At 60.2% G+C, this 20,106-nt stretch carries 19 protein-coding genes; 9 read left to right on the top strand and 10 right to left on the bottom strand.

Annotation, left to right across the window (positions count from 1 at the left end; genetic code table 11):
* Positions 1-102: 102 nt before the first annotated feature.
* Complete coding sequence (gene ileS, locus KQ933_RS02050) at positions 103-3,009, bottom strand: isoleucine--tRNA ligase (RefSeq protein WP_216757157.1); 2,907 nt, start codon at positions 3,007-3,009, stop codon at positions 103-105.
* Between the two features lie 417 nt (positions 3,010-3,426).
* Between ileS and KQ933_RS02045 the strand changes: the two genes are divergently transcribed.
* Complete coding sequence (locus tag KQ933_RS02045) at positions 3,427-4,641, top strand: MFS transporter (RefSeq protein ID WP_216757156.1); 1,215 nt, start codon at positions 3,427-3,429, stop codon at positions 4,639-4,641.
* Between the two features lie 62 nt (positions 4,642-4,703).
* Here KQ933_RS02045 and KQ933_RS02040 read toward each other — a convergent pair whose 3' ends face one another.
* Together KQ933_RS02040 and KQ933_RS02035 are read right to left on the bottom strand one after the other, a co-directional pair.
* Positions 4,704-5,687, bottom strand: a complete 984-nt coding sequence (locus tag KQ933_RS02040; RefSeq protein WP_216757155.1) for a bifunctional riboflavin kinase/FAD synthetase — start codon at positions 5,685-5,687, stop codon at positions 4,704-4,706.
* Between the two features lie 14 nt (positions 5,688-5,701).
* Positions 5,702-6,550 (bottom strand): TIGR01459 family HAD-type hydrolase, encoded by an 849-nt coding sequence (locus KQ933_RS02035; RefSeq protein ID WP_216757154.1) that lies wholly within the window; start codon positions 6,548-6,550, stop codon positions 5,702-5,704.
* A 309-nt stretch (positions 6,551-6,859) separates the two neighbouring features.
* Between KQ933_RS02035 and groES the strand changes: the two genes are divergently transcribed.
* The 3 genes from groES to KQ933_RS02020 all read left to right on the top strand — a co-directional run bounded on the left by groES (position 6,860) and on the right by KQ933_RS02020 (position 10,169).
* Complete coding sequence (groES, locus tag KQ933_RS02030; RefSeq protein ID WP_004675403.1) at positions 6,860-7,156, top strand: co-chaperone GroES; 297 nt, start codon at positions 6,860-6,862, stop codon at positions 7,154-7,156.
* A 57-nt stretch (positions 7,157-7,213) separates the two neighbouring features.
* Positions 7,214-8,851, top strand: a complete 1,638-nt coding sequence (groL, locus tag KQ933_RS02025; RefSeq protein ID WP_216757153.1) for a chaperonin GroEL — start codon at positions 7,214-7,216, stop codon at positions 8,849-8,851.
* A gap of 871 nt (positions 8,852-9,722) precedes the next feature.
* Positions 9,723-10,169 (top strand): hypothetical protein, encoded by a 447-nt coding sequence (locus KQ933_RS02020; protein WP_216757152.1) that lies wholly within the window; start codon positions 9,723-9,725, stop codon positions 10,167-10,169.
* 70 nt (positions 10,170-10,239) lie between these two features.
* Here the strand turns inward: KQ933_RS02020 and KQ933_RS02015 are convergent, their stop codons facing one another.
* Complete coding sequence (locus KQ933_RS02015; RefSeq protein ID WP_216757151.1) at positions 10,240-10,950, bottom strand: glutathione binding-like protein; 711 nt, start codon at positions 10,948-10,950, stop codon at positions 10,240-10,242.
* A gap of 204 nt (positions 10,951-11,154) precedes the next feature.
* Between KQ933_RS02015 and KQ933_RS02010 the strand changes: the two genes are divergently transcribed.
* Positions 11,155-11,583: a DoxX family protein gene (locus tag KQ933_RS02010; RefSeq protein ID WP_216757150.1), complete on the top strand. Its 429-nt coding sequence runs from the start codon at positions 11,155-11,157 to the stop codon at positions 11,581-11,583.
* A 71-nt stretch (positions 11,584-11,654) separates the two neighbouring features.
* Here the strand turns inward: KQ933_RS02010 and hisG are convergent, their stop codons facing one another.
* From hisG to hisS, 3 genes are read right to left on the bottom strand one after another with little or no spacing between them, the layout of a single operon-like run.
* Positions 11,655-12,350 carry an ATP phosphoribosyltransferase gene (hisG, locus tag KQ933_RS02005; RefSeq protein ID WP_216757149.1) on the bottom strand — a complete coding sequence of 232 codons (696 nt, stop codon included), beginning with the start codon at positions 12,348-12,350 and terminating at the stop codon, positions 11,655-11,657.
* The gene (locus KQ933_RS02000; protein ID WP_216757148.1) at positions 12,347-13,468 is read right to left on the bottom strand and encodes an ATP phosphoribosyltransferase regulatory subunit; all 1,122 of its coding nucleotides are present in this window, start codon (positions 13,466-13,468) and stop codon (positions 12,347-12,349) included. The genes hisG and KQ933_RS02000 overlap by 4 nt, the downstream gene beginning before the upstream one ends.
* A gap of 1 nt (position 13,469) precedes the next feature.
* A complete protein-coding gene (gene hisS / locus KQ933_RS01995; RefSeq protein ID WP_216757147.1) occupies positions 13,470-14,984 on the bottom strand; it encodes a histidine--tRNA ligase in 1,515 nt (504 codons plus the stop codon).
* Between the two features lie 135 nt (positions 14,985-15,119).
* Between hisS and KQ933_RS01990 the strand changes: the two genes are divergently transcribed.
* The 3 genes from KQ933_RS01990 to KQ933_RS01980 all read left to right on the top strand — a co-directional run bounded on the left by KQ933_RS01990 (position 15,120) and on the right by KQ933_RS01980 (position 16,711).
* Complete coding sequence (locus KQ933_RS01990; RefSeq protein ID WP_216757146.1) at positions 15,120-15,878, top strand: hypothetical protein; 759 nt, start codon at positions 15,120-15,122, stop codon at positions 15,876-15,878.
* Positions 15,879-15,918: 40 nt separating this feature from the next.
* Positions 15,919-16,281 carry a hypothetical protein gene (locus KQ933_RS01985; RefSeq protein ID WP_216757145.1) on the top strand — a complete coding sequence of 121 codons (363 nt, stop codon included), beginning with the start codon at positions 15,919-15,921 and terminating at the stop codon, positions 16,279-16,281.
* A gap of 70 nt (positions 16,282-16,351) precedes the next feature.
* The gene (locus KQ933_RS01980; RefSeq protein ID WP_216757144.1) at positions 16,352-16,711 is read left to right on the top strand and encodes a DUF305 domain-containing protein; all 360 of its coding nucleotides are present in this window, start codon (positions 16,352-16,354) and stop codon (positions 16,709-16,711) included.
* 53 nt (positions 16,712-16,764) lie between these two features.
* Here the strand turns inward: KQ933_RS01980 and KQ933_RS01975 are convergent, their stop codons facing one another.
* Positions 16,765-17,814: an aldo/keto reductase gene (locus tag KQ933_RS01975; protein ID WP_216757143.1), complete on the bottom strand. Its 1,050-nt coding sequence runs from the start codon at positions 17,812-17,814 to the stop codon at positions 16,765-16,767.
* 239 nt (positions 17,815-18,053) lie between these two features.
* Here KQ933_RS01975 and KQ933_RS01970 point away from each other — a divergent pair, with 239 nt between their 5' ends.
* Positions 18,054-18,758: an HAD family hydrolase gene (locus tag KQ933_RS01970; RefSeq protein WP_216757142.1), complete on the top strand. Its 705-nt coding sequence runs from the start codon at positions 18,054-18,056 to the stop codon at positions 18,756-18,758.
* Positions 18,759-18,824: 66 nt separating this feature from the next.
* Here the strand turns inward: KQ933_RS01970 and KQ933_RS01965 are convergent, their stop codons facing one another.
* Positions 18,825-19,322 carry a hypothetical protein gene (locus tag KQ933_RS01965; protein ID WP_216757141.1) on the bottom strand — a complete coding sequence of 166 codons (498 nt, stop codon included), beginning with the start codon at positions 19,320-19,322 and terminating at the stop codon, positions 18,825-18,827.
* Positions 19,319-19,948: a DNA-3-methyladenine glycosylase I gene (locus tag KQ933_RS01960; RefSeq protein ID WP_216757140.1), complete on the bottom strand. Its 630-nt coding sequence runs from the start codon at positions 19,946-19,948 to the stop codon at positions 19,319-19,321. The genes KQ933_RS01965 and KQ933_RS01960 overlap by 4 nt, the downstream gene beginning before the upstream one ends.
* Positions 19,949-20,106: the final 158 nt, after the last annotated feature.

Raw genomic sequence — 20,106 nt, 5'->3', positions numbered from 1 at the left:
ACTGCCCACCGGACAATCGTCCCCCTGACGCAAAAATCCGGCCATTTTCAGGCAGCTTTTACCGGATGAACGCCATAAAGGCAATTCACCCGGCAAATATCTTCAGGCACGGATGCCGAGTTCGCGAAGTGCTGCAGCGTCACGCGCCGAAACGTCGGGATAATCAGGATCGGAACCGACATCGGTGGTGATGCGCCAGGAACGGGCACATTTTACGCCTTCGGCAAGCTTCGGAACGACAGCGACTTCAGGCACCTCCGGCAGACGGAACGCGTCAGCCGGGCCGGCGCTCGCCTCGACTGCGATACCCGAGGTGATGCAGACTTCGCTGAAATCCTGCCCTTCGAGCGCCTTGAGAAGTTCCGCATCGGCAACGTAGACGACGGGAGCAGCTTCCAGCGACGAGCCGATGCGCTTGTCCTTGCGCTCGATTTCGAGCGCACCGGTCACGACACCGCGGATCGCGCGGATCTTCTTCCACTTTTCGGCCAGCGCATCGTTGCGCCATTCCCCGGCAACCGGGGCGAACTGCTCCAGGTGTACCGAGACGGCCGACGGGTTACGCGAGAGCCAAGCCTCTTCGGTCGTGAAGGGCAGCATCGGTGCAAGCCAGGTCACCATGCAATCGAAGATCATACGGATGACATAGAGCGCCGAGCGGCGGCGAAGGCTGGAGGGCGCATCGCAGTAGAGCGCATCCTTGCGGATGTCGAAGTAGAAGGCCGAGAGCTCGACATTGGCGAAGTCGATGAGCGCACGGGCGATCTTCTTGAAGTCGAAGGCGTCGTAGTTTTCGCGCACGAGCTGATCGAGTTCGGAGAGGCGGTGCAGCATCAGCTGCTCCAGCTCCGGCAAATCGGCGAGCGTGATGACCTCGCCCTTGTCGTGGGCAAGCGTTCCGAGCATCCAGCGGATCGTGTTGCGCAGCTTGCGATAGGCATCGACATTGGTCTGGATGATCGTCTTGCCGACGCGCAGATCGTCCGCGTAGTCCGAGGTCATAACCCAGAGGCGAAGAATATCGGCACCGGCATCCTTCATCACTTCCTGCGGCGAGGTGACGTTGCCCTTCGACTTCGACATCTTCTCGCCCTTCTCGTCCATGGTGAAACCATGGGTGAGGACGGCGTTATAAGGCGCACGGCCACGCGTCGCAGCCGATTCCAGCAGCGATGAATGGAACCAGCCGCGATGCTGGTCGGAACCCTCAAGATAAAGATCGGCCGGCCACTTCAGGTCGGGGCGGTCTTCCAGCGTGAAAGTGTGCGTGGAGCCCGAGTCGAACCAGACATCGAGGATGTCCATGACCTGCGACCACTTGGCCGGGTCATGCTCGTTGCCGAGGAAACGCTCCTTGGCGCCTTCGGCAAACCAGGCATCGGCACCTTCGGCATCGAAAGCATCAAGGATACGCTGGTTGACGGCATCGTCCTGCAGCACCTGGCCCTGCTCGTCGACGAAGACGCAGATCGGCACGCCCCAGGCGCGCTGACGGGACAGAACCCAGTCCGGGCGCTGTTCGATCATGGCGCGCAGGCGGTTCTGGCCGGCGGCGGGCACGAAGCGGGTGTCGTCGATCGCCTTCAGCGCCCGGGTGCGCAGCGTCGTGCCGTCCGCCAGCGTCTTGTCCATATAGACGAACCACTGTGGCGTGTTGCGGAAGATGACAGGCTTCTTGGAGCGCCAGGAATGCGGATACTGATGCTTCAGGCGGCCACGGGCAAAGAGCGCATTACGTTCGATCAGCGCCTTGATGACGCGGTCGTTGGCATCGCCCTTCTTGCCGTTGTCGTCGATCACGCGCGCGCCTTCGAAGCCGGGTGCGTCAGCCGTGTAGAAGCCGCCATCGTCAACCGGGAACGGGATCTTGGTGTCGATACCCCGCGCCTCAAGTGAGCGGGCAGCTGACATCCAGGCATCAAAGTCTTCGCGGCCATGGCTGGGTGCAGTGTGCACGAAGCCAGTACCGGCATCGTCGGTGACGTGGTCGCCATCGAGCAGCGGCACAGTGAATTCATAGCCACCGCCGACACCCTTGAGCGGATGGGCACAGGTGATGCTGGCGAGATCGGCAGCGCTGACGTCAGAGAGGCGCTTGTACTGCAGTTTTGCCTTGGCGAAGGATTCTTCGGCGAGCTTGTCGGCGAACACAAGCTTTTCGCCCGGGCGCGGGCCGAAATCGTTCTCGGCGGCTGTCACTTCGTAAAGGCCATATGCCACGCGCGACGAATAGGCGATCGCCCGGTTACCGGGGATCGTCCAGGGCGTGGTGGTCCAGATGACGACGAAGGCATCCTTGAGGCCACCAGAGCCCTTTGCGACCGGAAATTTCACCCAGATCGTGTCGCTCTCATAGTCGTGATATTCGACTTCGGCTTCCGCCAGCGCGGTGCGTTCGACGACCGACCACATGATCGGCTTGGAGCCGCGATAGAGCTGGCCGCTCCTGGCGATCTTCAGGAGTTCGCCGGCGATGCGGCTTTCGGCGTGGAAGTTCATCGTCAGATACGGGTTTTCGAAGTCGCCGACGATGCCGAGACGCTGGAATTCGCCGCCCTGGATGGCGATCCATTTTTCGGCATAGGCACGGCATTCGCGGCGGAATTCGATCATCGCCGACGGCTCGGTCAGGTCAGGCTTGGCCTTGCCCTTGGCGCGGTAGTTCTCTTCCTCGATCTTCCATTCGATCGGCAGGCCGTGGCAATCCCAGCCGGGAACATAGTTGGAGTCATAGCCGCGCATCTGGAAGGAGCGGGTGATGACGTCCTTGAGGATCTTGTTCAGCGCGTGGCCGATATGGATATTGCCGTTGGCATAGGGAGGGCCATCGTGAAGGACGAATTTTTCGCGGCCGGCGGCGGAAGCACGCAGCTTCTTGTAGAGATCCATCTGCTGCCAGCGGGCAACGAGCTCCGGCTCCTTCTGCGGCAGGCCGGCGCGCATCGGGAAATCCGTCTCAGGCAGATAGAGGGTCTTCGAGTAATCGATCTTTTCGGCTGTGTCGGTCATGTGTGACAATCGTTTCTGGCGGCCCGGACAGGGCGCGCGGACGTGAAATCTGTGGTGACGGAGAGCGCTCGTTCAATCCAAGCGCCGAAAACCCGGACCTTCCGGCCGCTCAGCGCGCGCGGAAGACCGGGCCGATAATTCGTATCGAATGCGCCAGCCGGAATTTACTCATCGCGCCGGTTCATAGGCGCTTTTAAGCGGAAAAGGAAGAGGGATTTCAGTCCCTCGGCTTCACGAAGGGCGCCTGCCAGCGACGAGTCGGCAAACGCCCGCAACATGCCATGGCTGCGATTTTGTTGCTCCTAATACAAAAATCCAAAGCGCCTGTCGAATTCCCGATCGCCCGAACGTCTTTGACTCGCAGGCATGGGAAATTCATCATGCCGATCAAACCCGCCCGCAAGGAGTGATGTGGATATGAGCAGTTCCTATCGTTGGGTTATCGTCGCGGCCGGCGCACTGATGACGTGCGTTGCCCTCGGCGCCATGTTTTCTCTCGCCATTTTCCAGCAGCCGATCGCAACCGCGACCGGCTGGTCGCATGCCGGCATCGCCAGCGCCATGACGCTGAATTTCATCGTCATGGGCATAGGCGGCTTCTTCTGGGGCGCTGCCAGCGACCGATACGGACCGCGCCCGGTCGTGCTGATCGGCTCCGTCATCCTTGGGTTGGCGCTGATGCTTGCCAGCCGCGCGGAAACGCTTCTGCAGTTCCAGCTGACCTATGGCGTGCTCGTCGGTCTCTCGGCCAGCGCCTTTTTCGCACCGATGATCGCCGCAACGACGGAGTGGTTCGACGAGAACCGCGGCCTTGCCGTCTCCCTGGTTTCGGCCGGTATGGGCGTTGCGCCGATGACGATCTCGCCCTTCGCGCGCTGGCTCATCACATCATATGAATGGCGCCCGGCGATGATGATCATCGGCATCGGCGCTCTCATCCTGATGATCCCGGCCGCCCTTCTCGTGCGCCGCCGGCCGTCGCCGCCTGTCGATGCACATGACGTCACCCTTTCAGCCGAAGGCAGCGGCCCTGATCTCTGGAAGGTGTTCCGCTCGCCGCAGTTCATCGTGCTTGGGCTTACCTTCTTCGCCTGCTGTGCGGCTCATTCCGGGCCGATCTTCCATATGGTGAGCTACGCCACACTCTGCGGCGTTGCACCGATGGCTGCTGTCAGCATCTACAGTGTCGAGGGTCTCGCCGGCCTCGGCGGGCGCCTGCTTTACGGCACGCTGGCGGACCGGATCGGCGTCAAGCCAGTCATCATCGCAGGCCTGCTGGTGCAGGCGGCAGCCCTTGCCACCTACCTCGCCATCAGCAAGCTTGGGGAATTCTACGCGCTCGCCGTCATCTTCGGCAGCGCCTATGGCGGGGTGATGCCGCTCTATGCCGTACTGGCGCGTGAATATTTCGGCCCGCGCATCATCGGCACGGTGTTCGGGGCCGCGACAATGCTCTCCAGCATCGGCATGGCCTTCGGCCCGCTGGTCGGCGGCTGGATCTACGATACCTATGCCGATTATTCTTGGCTCTTCATCGGCTCCGCCCTGGTCGGGCTCGGTGCGGCGGCAATCGCGCTCGCCTTCCCGCCGTTGCCGCGGCAGAAGGCGCAGCCTGCGCTCAATCTGTCCTGAGCGTTTCTTTGTTTTTACGCAATTCCGGACGCAAAACGCTCAAGCGCTTTTGCTGGAATTGCTCAGTCGAAACAGAGCTTCCGGTCGAGCTCGCCGAGCGGTCTCACACCTTCGAGAAGCGCCCTCGCCTCCTCCTCGTCGCGCTTGATCTGCGCGACGAGCGGATCGAGCCCATCGAACTTCAGTTCAGGGCGCAGATAGCCGAAGAAGGAGACCGAACAAGTCTGGCCGTAGAGATCGCCGCTGAAATCGAAGAGATAGGTTTCGAGCAACGGCACGCCGTTTTCCGTCACCGTCGGGCGCCGGCCGTAGCTTGCCACCGCATCATACAGCCTGCCGTTTTCGAGGCGGAAACGAACGGCGTAAATGCCGGCTGCGAGTTCCGCCTCCGGCGGCAGCTGCATATTGGCGGTCGGGAAGCCGAGCTGGCGGCCGAGCTTCTCGCCATCGATCACCTTCGCCTGCACCGTATAGTGATAGCCGAGCATGGCGGCGACGGAGGAGACATCGCCTTCCTTCAGCAGCGCACGGACATGGCTCGATGAGACGACATCCGTGTTCTCGTCGCGGAATGCGTCGATCAGAGTGACGCCGAAACCATATTTGTTGCCGGCATCCATCAGGAAGGCAGGTCCACCTTCCCGGCCGCGGCCGAAATGGAAGTCGAACCCGGTCACAACTTCGGAGGCGCCGAGCCAGTCCTTCAGGATGGAATGGATGAAATCATCCGCCGAGCGCTGCGAGAATTCGTAGTCGAAAGGATATTCGATGACCGCGTTGAAGCCCAGCTCCTCCAGGATGCGTGCCTTGAAGGGCGCCGGCGTCAGGCGGAAGACCGGCGCATCCGGCTTGAAAACGGTGCGCGGATGCGGCTCGAAGGTCAGCACCAGGGCGGGTATGCCGCGCTCCCGTGCGATATCGAGTGCCCGGTTCAGCACCGATTGATGGCCGCGATGAACGCCGTCGAAATTGCCGATGGCGATGACGCCGCCTTTCAGATGCTCGGGTAGCGGATCGCGGGTTTCATTGCGGTGGAACACGGTCATCGATTTGTTTTCTCTTATGCGAGGCGCGGCATCCACCACTTGGGTGCGGCTTTTTCCCGTTCGAGATAGGCGTTGAGGATCGCCTCGTCGGTCTCGCCGTTCAACGTATATTCCTTCGCGTGGATGCCGCCGCTGATGTAGAGAAGGTCGAGCCCATAATTCAAGGCGCCACGAACATCCGTCGGCATGCCGTCGCCGATCGCCAGCACACGGTCGATGGGGAAATCACCGCGGACCTCGCGGGCAGCGGCAAGGGTTGCCTCATAGATCGGCCGATGCGGCTTGCCGGCGATGCGGGTGGAGCCGCCGAGCTGCTCATAATAGGCGGCCATGGCGCCGGCGCAGGGAATGATGCGGTGGCCGCGCTCGACCACTAGATCGGGATTGGCGCAGATCATCGGCACGTTGCGGGATTTGAACTCCAACAGCATGTCCGTGTAGTCCTCGGGCGTCTGCGTCTCGTCATCGAAGAAGCCAGTGCAGACGACCGAGGTGGCTTCGCCGGCGGCAGCGCGCTCGATATCGAGGCCTTCGAGGATCGGGCTGTCGCGCTCGGGACCAAGCAGGAAGACCTCGCGTGGACCTTCGGCGATCAATGCCCGCGTGACATCGCCCGAGGTGACGATGCGGTCATAAGCGCCGTCGGGCACGCCGATCTGGCGCAACTGCTCGACGACCTGCCAGGAAACGCGCGGCGAATTGGTGATGAGAACGACGGCCAGACCTGCGGCGCGGGCCGCCTGCAGCGCCTCACCAGCCTTCGGAAACGGATCGACGCCGTTATGCACGACACCCCAGACATCGCAGAACACCGCGTCATATCGATCGGTGATCTCGGAGAAATTCGCAATCCGCTTTGCCATTCCACTATCCTGCTTCGCTTACAGTCACCGGTGACATTGCAAAGGCGGGCTTCAATGGCAAGGCATTTTCTATATCAGGCCAAGAACGCCGGAGGCTCAAAAGCTGGACGTGAGCAAAGCTCGGTAACCACGCCGGACAAATCCCGCCTGTCTTCACAATTCCGGCACAAAAATCCGTGAAGGCTCTTCTTGACTCCTTCAGGAGCCATCCCTAAATGCACGGCGCTAGCACTCACAGGAGTTGAGTGCTAACATCCACCTTGTGGGCCACCCCGGTCCGCGAATGTCATTTGATCGAGGGATTAGACAATGGCAAGCACCAATTTCCGCCCGCTTCACGATCGCGTCGTCGTCCGTCGCGTTGAATCCGAAGAGAAGACCAAGGGCGGCATCATCATCCCGGACACCGCCAAGGAAAAGCCGCAGGAAGGCGAAATCGTCGCTGTCGGCTCCGGCGCCCGTGACGAATCCGGCAAGGTCGTAGCACTCGACGTCAAGGCTGGCGACCGCGTTCTGTTCGGCAAGTGGTCGGGCACCGAAGTCAAGATCAACGGCGAAGACCTTCTCATCATGAAGGAAGCCGACATCATGGGCATCATCGGCTGATCCAGCCGTTCGCCTTTTACCCGATATCGTTGACACCCCTTTTCAGGAGTTCTCAAAATGGCAGCTAAAGAAGTAAAATTCGGCCGCGGCGCGCGCGAAAAGATGCTGCGTGGCGTCGATGTCCTCGCTGACGCAGTGAAGGTCACCCTCGGTCCCAAGGGCCGCAACGTCGTTATCGACAAGTCCTTCGGCGCTCCGCGCATCACCAAGGACGGTGTTTCGGTCGCCAAGGAAATCGAACTCGAAGACAAGTTCGAAAACATGGGCGCCCAGATGGTCCGCGAAGTTGCTTCGAAGACCAACGACGTCGCCGGCGACGGCACCACGACTGCAACGGTTCTCGCACAGGCCATCGTTCGCGAAGGCGCAAAGGCAGTTGCTGCCGGTATGAACCCGATGGACCTGAAGCGCGGTATCGACCTCGCTGTTGCTGAAGTCGTCAAGGATCTCCAGGCCAAGGCCAAGAAGATCAACACGTCGGAAGAAGTTGCCCAGGTCGGCACGATCTCCGCAAACGGCGAAAAGCAGATCGGTCTCGACATTGCTGAAGCAATGCAGAAGGTCGGCAACGAAGGCGTTATCACCGTCGAAGAAGCCAAGACCGCTGAAACCGAACTCGAAGTCGTCGAAGGCATGCAGTTCGACCGCGGCTACCTGAGCCCCTACTTCGTCACCAACCCGGAAAAGATGGTTGCTGATCTCGAAGACGCCTTCATCCTCCTGCACGAAAAGAAGCTCTCGAACCTGCAGTCCATGCTCCCGGTTCTCGAAGCTGTCGTTCAAACCGGCAAGCCGCTCCTCATCATCGCTGAAGACGTCGAAGGCGAAGCTCTTGCGACCCTCGTCGTCAACAAGCTGCGTGGCGGCCTGAAGATTGCTGCTGTCAAGGCTCCGGGCTTCGGCGACCGCCGCAAGGCCATGCTGGAAGACATCGCTATCCTCACGGGCGGCACTGTCATCTCCGAAGACCTCGGCATCAAGCTCGAGTCTGTTACCCTCGACATGCTCGGCCGCACCAAGAAGGTTTCGATCTCCAAGGAAAACACCACGATCGTCGACGGCGCTGGCGCCAAGTCCGACATCGAAGGCCGTGTTGCCCAGATCAAGGCCCAGATCGAAGAAACCACCTCCGACTACGACCGTGAAAAGCTGCAGGAACGTCTTGCCAAGCTCGCTGGCGGTGTTGCCGTCATCCGCGTCGGCGGTTCGACGGAAGTCGAAGTGAAGGAAAAGAAGGACCGCATCGACGACGCCCTTAACGCGACGCGCGCTGCTGTTCAGGAAGGTATCGTACCGGGCGGCGGCGTCGCTCTGCTGCGCTCTTCCACAAAGATCAAGGCCAAGGGCGAAAACGACGACCAGGAAGCTGGTATCAACATCGTTCGCCGCGCTCTCCAGGCTCTGGTTCGCCAGATCGCTGAAAACGCAGGCGACGAAGCTTCGATCGTTGTCGGCAAGATCCTCGACAAGAACGAAGACAACTACGGCTACAACGCCCAGACCGGCGAATATGGCGACCTGATCCAGCTCGGCATCGTCGACCCGGTCAAGGTTGTCCGTACGGCTCTGCAGAACGCGGCTTCGGTTGCTTCGCTGCTGATCACCACGGAAGCCATGATCGCCGAGCTGCCGAAGAAGGACGCTCCGGCAATGCCGGGCGGCATGGGCGGCATGGGCGGTATGGACATGATGTGATAGGCCGAAGGCCTTTCACAGCGTCGTCCGTAAAACCGCCCATCATCCAAGATGGTTCAGCGCGTCAAGCGCGCTGAACAGGCGGTATGGACATGATGTGATAGGCCGAGGGCCTTTCACAGCATCGTTCATGAAACCGCCCATCATCTAAGATGGTTCAGCGCGTCAAGCGCGCTGAACAGGCGGTATGGACATGATTTAAGGCTCTGGTCATCCATCTGGGCCATCCGGTTCAGTTCAGGAAGGGCGGTCTTCGAGCCGCCCTTTCTTTTATTCAAGCGATTCGAAGAACACCTTGTTTAATAAGTCGCTTGAACGTTTAATCTGCTGCAGAAAGCGTGATTTTTTGATCGAGGCTTTCGCGAAGCTTGCGCCGCGGCACATTTTTCAATTGCGAAGAATTCGGATGCAAAGCTCATAACCTACGAAGATTGTATGCTGTGCGGCGAGTGGAACCGTTTCCACGGCCCGAAAAGCTGAGTTCGAGCCACAGAATTAGTGAGAAACCCACAAATCTGCAGAAAACCCTTGTCATAACGCCAGCCTAACGCCCGGAAAAAGCCGTTGCCGTTTGCGCAAAAGCTCCTATAAATCCGCGCTGCAATTGACGTTCAGTCCGGAAGAATACTCGCTGCAGACGAGACCGGAGCACGCCAAAGGCCAATGCGTGAACATTCGGGCTTCGAAGGTCTCCGCGAACATACGAGAGTAAATCTTGCGGAAGGCATTCGTGCGGCGACCATCTGAGGTGCCGCCGAGCAACTGTTGCCGCGAGATCAAGCACAGGCATGATGCCTGCCGCTACGTGATCCTGTTTCTTTGTGTTTGCCGAGTGTGCGGCGGGGCAGCCGCACCCGAATTGGGGAACGCCTTGTTTAAGATCGCCAAAGCCAATGCTGCCGCACCCTTGATGCCTGGCTCGCTGGACTACAACAATCATAATCACGAAATGTTGGCGCAGTTTTCCGTGTCCGAAAGCTGGATCGGAGATTTTTCGACAGGCGTGATCAGGCTCGGAGAATGGAGCGCGATGCTGCACGGTCTCTCGGCGCAGGAATGCGGCCTGTTGAGCCTGGTGCGCTGCTATAACACCAGGGATCGCAACCACGTCCTGCAGCTCTTCGAGCAGGCGGCGACGCTTTCCTCATCCTTCTGTTTCTCGACGACCATCATGATGCCGAACGGTTTCCGTCAGCCGCTCTTTTGCATGGGCGAATCCAATGGGCTGGAGGAAAAATACAGCGGCAGCATGGTCGGCGTTTTCATCTTCCCGCGCTTCAAGCTGGAAGGTACCAGCCAGATCGCCAGCCGGCAGTAATCTGCCTGCATGGACACAAGAAAAAAGGCCGGTCTCGCGACCGGCCTTTTCTGTTTCAATCCGAAGACCGTCAGGCGGGCTTCACCGGAATGTTGAGGCCCTTCTCGCTCGCCGGTCGGGCGATGCAGCGCTGCAGCCAATCCATGACGGCAGGGAATTTCGCATATTCCAGCACCTCGCGGCCACCATAGAAGATGTCGGCGCCGCGGAGCCACGGGAATGTGGTGATGTCGGCGATGGTGTACTCGTCGCCCATGATCCACTGGCGCCCCTGCAGGCGGCTTTCCAGCACGCCGAGCAGGCGCTTGGATTCGTCGCGATAGCGCTCCACCGGATAGGAATTGTTGGCGACCTTGTCAGCGGCGAATTTGTAGAAATGGCCGAACTGGCCGAACATCGGGCCGATGCCGGCCATCTGGAAAAAGACCCACTGGATGGTTTCATAGCGGCCCGCGGCATCAGCCGGGATCAGCTTGCCGGTCTTTTCCGCCAGATAGAGCAGGATGGCTCCAGATTCGAAAAGGCCGATCGGCTTTCCGTCCGGGCCGTTGGGATCGATGATCGCCGGAATGCGGCCGTTCGGGTTCAGCGAAACGAATTCAGCCGTCTTCTGATCGGTGGTTGCGAAGGAGACATAATGGGCCTCATAGGGCAGACCGAGCTCCTCCAGCGCCACAGAGATCTTCACGCCATTCGGCGTCTGAAGGGAATAAAGCTGAATAATATCAGGGTTTTTCGCCGGCCAGCGGCTGGTGATCGGGAATGCGGAAAGATCTGCCATCGGGGTTCTCCATAGTGAGGAGGCGACCATAGAAGACGCCTGCACCGCAAGGCAAGTCACCCGATCGTTTCGTATTAGTGAACAAACTGTCCGCTGGCGTTTATCTTTCCCTGACGTCAGAAAAAGGCGAGATAGAGGGCATCCGAGGTCCAACACGGTGCCGGGGCATCAAGACCTCAAAAGTCATTCAACGGAGCAACGTCCATGTCGAATACGAATAACGCCCTCATCCTTCTCGCCCGCATTCTTCTGTCCTTCATGTTCATCCTTGCCGGCTTCGGCAAGATAACCGATGCTGCCGGTACTGCGGGCATGATCGCCGGTGCCGGCCTGCCGGCAGCAACCCTCCTGGCCTATGCTGCAGGCCTCTTCGAACTGCTGGCCGGCCTTGCGGTTCTCACGGGCTTCCAGGTTCGCATCGTCGGCTGGATGCTCGCAGGCTTCTGCGTATTTACAGCCGTTGTCTTCCATCTGCCCTACGCAAGTGGCGCGGAACTCGTGAATATCCTCAACCAGATCATGGTCATGAAGAACATCACACTGGCCGGCGCGTACATCCTGCTCGCCACCGTCGGTGCCGGTGCCTATTCGATCGACGCACGCCGCGGCCTGCAGGCCGTCGCCGCCCGCTAATTCCATTTCCTCCCAAAAATGCAAAACCCGCCGTCTGCTGACGGCGGGTTTTGCATGTTGAGTAATTTGGTTCAGAGAACCGCGCGGACAGCCTCGGCAATCGCCGTCACCGTCGGCGTATCGGCATGCGTATCCTTGCGGGCACGCACCAGGCAGGCTTCCGAGCGCAAGATGACGCCATCGGAGAGCACCTTGAGGTGATTGGCGCGCAGAGTCGAACCGGTCGAGGTGATATCGACGATGATATCGGCCGAGCCGGAGGCCGGCGCGCCTTCTGTGGCGCCCAGGCTCTCGACGATGCGGTAGAGCTGGATGCCGTGCTGGCTGGAGAAGAACTGCTGGGTCAAGCGCCAGTATTTCGTGGCGATTGCGAGACGCCGGCCGTGACGGGCGCGGAAATCGGCAGCGACATCCACCAGATCGGCCATCGTATCGACATCCAGCCAGATTTCCGGCACCGCGACGACGACATCGGCATGGCCGAAGCCGAGGCGGGCGCAGAATTCCACCCGCTTGTCGGCTTCAGCCAGTCCCTCGCGCACGAGGTCTTCGCCGGTGACGCCGAAATCGATCGAGCCGTTGCCGAGCTCGCGGGAAATTTCCGAGGCCGAGAGGAAGGCGATTTCCACATCGTCCCAACCTTCGACACGGCCGCGATAGGAGCGATCGTTGCCGACTGCGTAGATTTTCATGCCGGCACGCTCGAAGATCGCAGAGGCGTCATCCTTCATGCGGCCCTTGGAGGGAAGCGCAATGGTGATCGTCATGCGGCGGCCCTTTCGGTTTCGATACGGTCGAGCCAGAGGGAGAAGCCGACGGCGGGAATGCGGTCCTTGGCGCCAAGGAAGGTCATCAGCTTGTCAAAGCGGCCGCCGCCGGCCAGAACCGCGGAGGAGCCTTCAACCATCACTTCGAAGACGAGGCCGGTATAATAATCGAGCGGACGGCCGAAAGCGGCGCGGTATTCGATGAGCGACAGATCGACGCCGGCATTGGCGATCGCTGCGACGCGACCATCGAAACGCGCCAGCGCATTGCCGAGCTTCAGTCCGGCCGCGTCGGCGAAATGCGAAAGTGCCGCTGATGCATTGACAAGCGGCACGTTGAGCGCCAGGAACTGCTCCAGCACTTGGAAAGCGGCGTCATCCAGCCGGGTCTCGGACAGGACGAGCTTTTCCTTCAGGCGGCGGGCAATCTCCTGCGGCGAGCGGCTGGCGTTTGTGGAATAGCCGGTCGCCTGCATCGTCTCGTCGATATAGGAAACCAGTGCCGCCTCATCATCCTCACCGACAAGCCGGGCGACATCATCATCAAGGCCGGTCACGAATTGCGGGCTGACGAGACGCGCCAGCAGCGTCTCCAGTTGGATCATGTTGCCGAAGGCATGGACCAGCCGCTTCTGCCAGCCAAGCGGCAGGCCGAGCGCCTGCACGACGGCTTCGAACACGGCCTGATCGCCTATTGTCACCGAGAGATGCCGGCCGGGCAGCAGGCGGGACAGGATGCCAACCGCATCGCCAATCGCGCGGGCATCGGCGCTCGCAAGGTTAATATCGCCGAGATCTTCAATGCCGGCCTGATAGAATTCATTGCTGCCATCGCGGCGCTGGCGGAAGACTTCGCCGAGATAGGAGTAACGCTTCGGCGTGCCTGTCGCGCTCTCGATATGGCGCAGACAGACAGGAATGGTGAATTCCGGGCGCAGGCACAGGCTGGCGCCGGTTTCGCTTTCCGTCATGAAGATGCGCCTGCGAAGATCCTCGCCGGCGATATCGAGAAAGGGTTCGGCCGGCTGGATGACCGGCGTGTCTATCCGCTCCGCCTTGCGGGCGGCGAATTCGTCCAGAAGCTCGCCGGAGAATTCGGGAAGGTTGATGAGGGCCATATCAGCCCGCCCTCTTCCGGTCCTCCGCCTGCGCGGCGAGGATTTCCTTCACCTTGGCGACGAGATCGGTTTCCGCAACGGTTTCCTGCGCCACACGCGCCTCGCGCCAGGTCGTGTTGTCCTCGATCTCGCCGGAGAGGCGCTTGCCCTCGATGAGATCCTTGATCTGGACGACGCCCTGCGCACGCTCGTCGCCACCCTGGATGATGGCGATCGGGCAGCCGCGGCGGTCGGCATATTTCAGCTGGTTGCCGAACTTCTTCCAGTTGCCCTGGAACATCTCGGCGCGGATGCCGGCGGCGCGAAGCTCCTGCGTGAAGCGCTGATAGCGGCCCATGGCCTCGACATCGCCATCCATGACGGTGACGAGCACCGGCTCGATGACATCCTGCTGGCCGAGCTTGCCGAGGTTCTTCAGCGCCGTCATCAGGCGCGAGACGCCGATGGAGAAGCCTGTTGCCGGAACGGGCTGGCCCATGAAGCGGGACACGAGACCATCGTAACGACCGCCACCGCCAACGGAACCGAAAACGACCTTCTCGCCCTTTTCGTTGGTGACGTCGAAGAGCAGTTCGGCCTCGTAAACCGGGCCGGTGTAATATTCGAGGCCGCGGACGACAGAGGGATCGATCTTGATGCGGTCGGACTGATAGCCGGCGCTGGTGACGAGTGCGCCGATGAAATTCAGTTCCTCGACGCCTTCGCTGCCCTTCTCGGTGCCGGCAACCAGCTCGGCGAGCCGGACGGCGCTTTCGGCATAGTTCTTGATGCCGACGAAGAAGAGGACCTTCTCGATCTGATCGTCGTTGAGTTTCGCGCCCTTGGTGAAGTCACCGGATTCGTCCTTGCGGCCTTCGCCAAGCAGCAGGCGCACCCCATCAGGGCCGAACTTGTCGAGCTTGTCGATGGCCCGCAGCACGTTGAGACGCTGGCCGGCCTTGTCGTCGCCGCCGAGGCCGATTGCTTCGAGCACGCCGTCCAGAACCTTGCGGTTGTTGACGCGAATGACATAGTCGCCGCGCTTGATGCCGAGCGCTTCCAGCGTATCAGCCATCATCATGCACATTTCGGCATCGGCCTGGACGCCCGGTGCGCCGACCGTATCGGCATCGAACTGCATGAACTGACGGAAGCGGCCCGGACCCGGCTTCTCGTTGCGGAAGACGTAGCCGGCGCGATAGGTGCGGTAGGGAAGCTGGATCTCGTTGAAATTCTCAGCGACATGGCGGGCGAGCGGCGCCGTCAGGTCGTAACGCAGCGACATCCACTGCTCGTCATCGTCCTGCAGCGAGAAGACGCCTTCGTTGGGGCGGTCGCTGTCCGGCAGGAACTTGCCGAGCGCATCGGTATATTCAAATAGCGGCGTTTCGACCGGATCGAAACCATAATGCTCATAGACCTCACGGATCTTCGCAGTCATTTCGTTGACGGCTCGGATATCGGCTGCCGACCGGTCAACGAAGCCGCGCGGAAGACGGGCCTTGAGCTTTTGTGGTTTCTTCTGCTTGTCGTTCATTTCGGGGGAGTTCCACCTATGTGATAGTGGCGGTTTCCTAGCGGATTGGGCGGGGAGCGGCAAGGGCAAGGGCCTTGATATGGCGACCAGAATCGATTGATCGATGCGGAAAGGACCAGATATCAGGATATCACCATGATCGCGGAAGCCCTGCAGTATCTCACCACACTTGCGCTCACGGGCAACCCGCACCGCCGCTATATCCGCTATTCGGTCAATCTCTGGTCACGCGCCGGTCGCTGCAGCAAGGACTGGGCCGCGCATGAAGAGAGCTGCAAGAATGCCATTCGCACTGCAATGGCGGGCCTTTCACAGCGGCGGACTGCCGTCGTGCTCGGCTCCGGACTGCTCCGGGATGTGCCGGTCGAGGAGCTGGCGAAGAGCTTCGACACAGTGGTTTTGGTCGATCTCGTGCATCTGGCATCGGTACGCCTGTGGCTGAAAACCAAGGGCACGCGGAACGTCCGGCTGATCGAACGCGATCTTTCCGGCTATGAGGCGCTTGCAGCCAAAGAGGCAGCGGAACCGCTCGGCTTCCTGCGCAGCGTGCCCTATCTCGATTTCGTCGTCTCGGCCAATCTGCTCTCGCAGATCGGGCGCGGCGTAAAGCGGCGATACGAGGCGGAGGCCTCATCCGGGATGCCCGCGGATACTGTGGAACGGCTGATCGCAGCACATCTTCGAGGGTTGGCAGACCTGCCCTGCCGCACCTGCCTGCTGACGGACATTTCCTATGCCGTCATCGACCGCACCGGCAAAGTGCATGAGGACGTGGATCTGCTGCATGGCATTGCGCCGCCCAAGGCAAAGGCCGGCTGGGACTGGCCCGTCGCACCGCTCGGCGAGGAAAGCCCCGACTACCAGATCGTTCACAAGGTCATTGCCACTTGGTGAGGTCCTTGGCTTTTTGCCTGTACCTGCCTATGTTTTTCCCATGCGCGCTTTGGCCCTCATGACAATGTTCTTCGGTTGGCTGGTCTACAGCACCATGTCGGCATGGGCGGGCTGTCCGACCTGCGCATCGATGAATATGGCGGTCCAGCCAGAAACCACGTCGCACCACCATCTGGACGGCATGGCCACGCCCGATATGGCAGCCAAAAGTGATTCCGCGAAAGATCCCTGCTCCACGAGCGTTGCGCATATGCCGCTCTGTGCCGCCTGTATGGTGCTGCCGGTGACTGATCTGATTGCCGCCGGCGGCAAACCGGTTTTCGCCTATCCTTCTCCCGCACTCGACCGCGCGCTCAGAGATAACAGGCCCGCGCCGCAGGCGCCTCCTCCTCGTTTTATCTGACCAATACTTTGCAGAACGGCAGCTGTTCGCTGCCATCGGAACCTATTATCAGACAGAGGAAGGAATACTCATGTCTCTGAAAACTATCACCCTTTCCGCACTCGTCGCCTTTGCTGCGCCGGCCTTTGCCGAGGATATGTCTGGCATGGACATGTCCAAGCACATGGGCGGTCATGATCCATCCAGCCAGGCCTTCACCGAGGCCAATGACAAGATGCACAAGGACATGATGATCAAATTGAGCGGCGATACCGATGTGGATTTCGTCCGCAGCATGATCCCTCACCATCAGGGCGCGATCGACATGGCAAAGATCGAGCTGCAATACGGAAAAGATCCCGAGATCCGCAAGCTCGCCGAAAGCGTCATCAAGGCACAGGAGGCTGAAATCACCGAGATGAATGCCTGGCTGAAGAAGCACGCCAAGTAAGCTCATCGCGAGAAATGCGAGGGCCGCCGTCAGAGCAGCGGCCCTTTTTTTGATCAGGCTTTGGGTTCGAAATCAGCCGGGCGGCGGCCGGCTGCCTGGCGGGAGAGCATCCAGCCCGGATATTCCGGAGCCAGCGCACTGACTTCATCAAGCCGCTTGATCTCGTCGGCATCGAGCTTCAGCTTGACGGCGGCTAGGTTCTGGTCGAGCTGCTCGACACGCTTGGCGCCGATGATGACGGTCGTGACGAAGGGCTTGGCGAGGATATAGGCGAGCGCCACGGTGGCGACGCTCACGCCATGCTTTTCGGCAATTTCGCGCATGACAGCGACGCAGGCCCAGGCCCGGTCCTTATCGACTGGCGGGAAATCGAAATTGGCACGGCGGCCTTCGCCATTGCCCGGTGCGCCCGGACCATATTTGCCCGAGAGAAGACCGCCGGCGAGCGGCGACCAGACCATGAGGCCGAGTTTTTCTTCCTGCAGCAGCGGAACGATATCGCGTTCGAGGTCACGGCCGGCGATCGAATAATAGGCCTGCACAGTCTCGAAACGGGCATAATCCCTGCGCTCGGAAATGCCGAGCGCCTTGGCGATGCGCCAGGCCTGCCAGTTGGAGACGCCGACGTAACGCACCATGCCGCGGGCGACGATATCGTCGAGTGCGCGCAGCGTCTCGTCGATCGGCGTCACCGGATCGGTGGCATGGATCTGGTAGAGATCGATATGATCCGTCTGCAGGCGTTTCAGGCTGGCCTCGACGGAGTCCATGATGTGGCCGCGCGAGGCGCCGCGGTCGTTCGGCTTGTCGCCCATGACGCCATAGACCTTGGTGGCGATGACGACATCCTTGCGCGGCACGTTGAGGTTCTTCAGCGCCTGACCGAGCAGCCGCTCGGATTCGCCGAAGGAATAAACGTCAGCAGTATCGATGAAATTGACGCCAGCCTCCAGCGAGCGCTGGACGATCTCATCGGCTGCCTTCTGGTCGACATCGGCGATGGCACCCCAAGGAGTACCTTCCTTGGCTTCACCGAAGGTCATGGTGCCAAGGCAGATTTCAGATACGAAAAGTCCGGTATTTCCGAGTTGATTGTAACGCATGTCGAGAAAATCCCTTGTGTCTGCCGCTATGGGGCTTGCGGACTGCTGAACTCTATTTTTTGATTATTGGCCTGCGCGTGACAGGAACAGCCGGGGCTGGCTGCAAGGTAAGGCAAACTTCATGTAGGTCGCCGGCCCGCGTTTTTCAACGGAACACGGCCTGTTCCGACCTGCCACAACGCCCTTGTCTCGACACAAGCCGGGAATAGATTGCCCGTCGTATTTCTAGAGGTGAGCATATGAGCACCCGACCATTGACCACGATCGGTTTCGATGCCGACGATACGCTTTGGCAGAACGAACATTATTACCGGCTGACGGAAGAGCATTTTACCAAACTTCTTGCCGATTTTGCCGATGGAGCGACGATTTCCGAACGGCTTCTGGAAGCGGAGAAACGCAACCTCGCCCATTACGGTTTCGGCATCAAAGGCTTCACGCTGTCGATGATCGAGACGGCGATCGAGATCACCGAGGGCAAGGTGCCGTCGAAGGTGATCGCCAGGATCCTCGACACCGGACGCGATCTTCTGTCCCATCCGGTGGAAACCCTGCCGCATGTGCGCGACACGCTCGAGACGCTTGCCGGGAAGTATCTGCTGGTGCTGATCACCAAGGGTGACCTTTTCGATCAGGAGCGCAAGCTCGCCCAGTCCGGGCTCGGCGATTTCTTCGATGCGGTCGAGATCGTTTCCGACAAGACGGCCGTCACTTATCGGCGCATCTTCTCAAAGGTCGGCGACGGGCCTGAGCGTGCGATGATGGTCGGCAATTCGTTGAAGTCCGATATCGTGCCGGCCATCGCCGCCGGGAGCTACGGCGTCTTCGTGCCGCATGAGCTGACCTGGGTGCTGGAGCGGGTCGAGGAGCCAAAGGAGGCGCCGCGCTTCCGCAAGATCGGCCATCTCGGCGAACTGCACGGGCTGATCGACGGATTACATTAAGCTCCTTATTCCCGCGCAATTCCGAACGTAAAACCGCTGCACAGTTTTGCTGCTGAAATTGCTGGTCTATTTCCGCTTCGGAAAGAGGGACGGCTGCTCCTGCTGGGCAGGTGCCGGTTGCGTCGGCTGGGGTGCTGCGGCAAGCGGTTCGATCAGGATACTATAGGGGGCGCCTAGCCCGCGGCGCGGGGAGACCTTGGAATAATAGGGACGCAGCAGCCAGGTGGCGTTTTCCTTGACCGTCGTCTCGTAGCTCGTACCGTCCTCATCGGTGCCGAAAAAGGCTTCGTCATCGGGCTTCGACAGGTCGAAGATCGCGAGAAAGGCATATTTGCTCTTCGTCTCGAAGCTGATCTTCACATGCTGGCCGGTGCGCACCGGCAGCGTATAGACATGGCTGTTGCCGAACTTGGTCCAGCCTTTCAGCTGCATGGTCACGGCCGGAAACTGCAGCTTTTCGAGCTTCTCACCGGGGTCGAGCTGCGGCGTCTGCGCAAGGGCTGCGGAGGCGGACAGAAAAAGTGCTGCGGCAAGGGTGGTAATTGATTTCACGGGCGATTTCATGGGCGCACCAATGCTGCGCGCATCGCCTCCACTTCCGCGCGGCAGAAGCAGCCTTCGAGATGATCGTTGACGAGACCCATAGCCTGCATGAAGGCATAAACTGTGGTCGGTCCGACAAACGTCCAGCCGCGCTTCTTCAGATCCTTCGATATCCTGACTGACGTGGCGGTCGTCGGGTTGGCGACGATATGCTCCCTGTCGACGATATCTGGCCGATCCTCGGGGCGAGGCTCGTAGCTCCAGAAATAGCGCGCCAGGGAGCCGAATTCACTGCGCAGATCGATCGCGCGCCGGGCATTGTTGATCGTCGAGACGATCTTGCCGCGATGGCGAATGATTCCGGTATCGGCGAGGCAGCGGGCGATATCCTCGTCGCCGAAGCGCGCCACCTTCTCGAAATCGAAAGCGGCGAAAGCGGCGCGGAAATTCTCGCGCTTGCGCAGGATCGTCAGCCAGGAAAGACCGGACTGGAAGCCTTCGAGGCAGATCTTCTCGAAGAGCCTGATATCATTGGTGACAGGCCTGCCCCACTCCTCGTCATGGTACCGTAGATAATCAGGCAGATTCGCATGCCAGTGGCAGCGGCTCTTGCCGTCCTCGCCGATGATGATGCCGGTTTCGCTCATATTTTTTCTCGTTTGCTGCCTGCGAACACGGCTTTACCATTTGCAAACCTTCTTTCCAAACCGAACGATAACCCTGACGAAAAGTTTATTCGGTCCTTCGTCTTTTCATGAATCCGCATTTACCATTCGCTGGCGGGCGCAGTGGCAGCATGATCGCA

Source organism: Rhizobium sp. WYJ-E13 (assembly GCF_018987265.1).
Lineage (GTDB): Bacteria > Pseudomonadota > Alphaproteobacteria > Rhizobiales > Rhizobiaceae > Rhizobium.
The sequence above is the reverse complement of the archived record's forward strand: the minus strand, read 5'-3'. Positions and strand labels throughout refer to the sequence as shown.

Bases quoted from the DNA above. Each gene is read 5' to 3' on its own strand.
- ileS (WP_216757157.1), bottom strand. From the start codon at position 3,009: ATGACCGACACAGCCGAAAAGATCGATTACTCGAAGACCCTCTATCTG.
- KQ933_RS02045 (WP_216757156.1), top strand. From the start codon at position 3,427: ATGAGCAGTTCCTATCGTTGGGTTATCGTCGCGGCCGGCGCACTGATG.
- KQ933_RS02040 (WP_216757155.1), bottom strand. From the start codon at position 5,687: ATGACCGTGTTCCACCGCAATGAAACCCGCGATCCGCTACCCGAGCAT.
- KQ933_RS02035 (WP_216757154.1), bottom strand. From the start codon at position 6,550: ATGGCAAAGCGGATTGCGAATTTCTCCGAGATCACCGATCGATATGAC.
- groES (WP_004675403.1), top strand. From the start codon at position 6,860: ATGGCAAGCACCAATTTCCGCCCGCTTCACGATCGCGTCGTCGTCCGT.
- groL (WP_216757153.1), top strand. From the start codon at position 7,214: ATGGCAGCTAAAGAAGTAAAATTCGGCCGCGGCGCGCGCGAAAAGATG.
- KQ933_RS02015 (WP_216757151.1), bottom strand. From the start codon at position 10,950: ATGGCAGATCTTTCCGCATTCCCGATCACCAGCCGCTGGCCGGCGAAA.
- KQ933_RS02010 (WP_216757150.1), top strand. From the start codon at position 11,155: ATGTCGAATACGAATAACGCCCTCATCCTTCTCGCCCGCATTCTTCTG.
- hisG (WP_216757149.1), bottom strand. From the start codon at position 12,350: ATGACGATCACCATTGCGCTTCCCTCCAAGGGCCGCATGAAGGATGAC.
- KQ933_RS02000 (WP_216757148.1), bottom strand. From the start codon at position 13,468: ATGGCCCTCATCAACCTTCCCGAATTCTCCGGCGAGCTTCTGGACGAA.
- hisS (WP_216757147.1), bottom strand. From the start codon at position 14,984: ATGAACGACAAGCAGAAGAAACCACAAAAGCTCAAGGCCCGTCTTCCG.
- KQ933_RS01990 (WP_216757146.1), top strand. From the start codon at position 15,120: ATGATCGCGGAAGCCCTGCAGTATCTCACCACACTTGCGCTCACGGGC.
- KQ933_RS01985 (WP_216757145.1), top strand. From the start codon at position 15,919: ATGCGCGCTTTGGCCCTCATGACAATGTTCTTCGGTTGGCTGGTCTAC.
- KQ933_RS01980 (WP_216757144.1), top strand. From the start codon at position 16,352: ATGTCTCTGAAAACTATCACCCTTTCCGCACTCGTCGCCTTTGCTGCG.
- KQ933_RS01975 (WP_216757143.1), bottom strand. From the start codon at position 17,814: ATGCGTTACAATCAACTCGGAAATACCGGACTTTTCGTATCTGAAATC.
- KQ933_RS01970 (WP_216757142.1), top strand. From the start codon at position 18,054: ATGAGCACCCGACCATTGACCACGATCGGTTTCGATGCCGACGATACG.
- KQ933_RS01965 (WP_216757141.1), bottom strand. From the start codon at position 19,322: ATGAAATCGCCCGTGAAATCAATTACCACCCTTGCCGCAGCACTTTTT.
- KQ933_RS01960 (WP_216757140.1), bottom strand. From the start codon at position 19,948: ATGAGCGAAACCGGCATCATCATCGGCGAGGACGGCAAGAGCCGCTGC.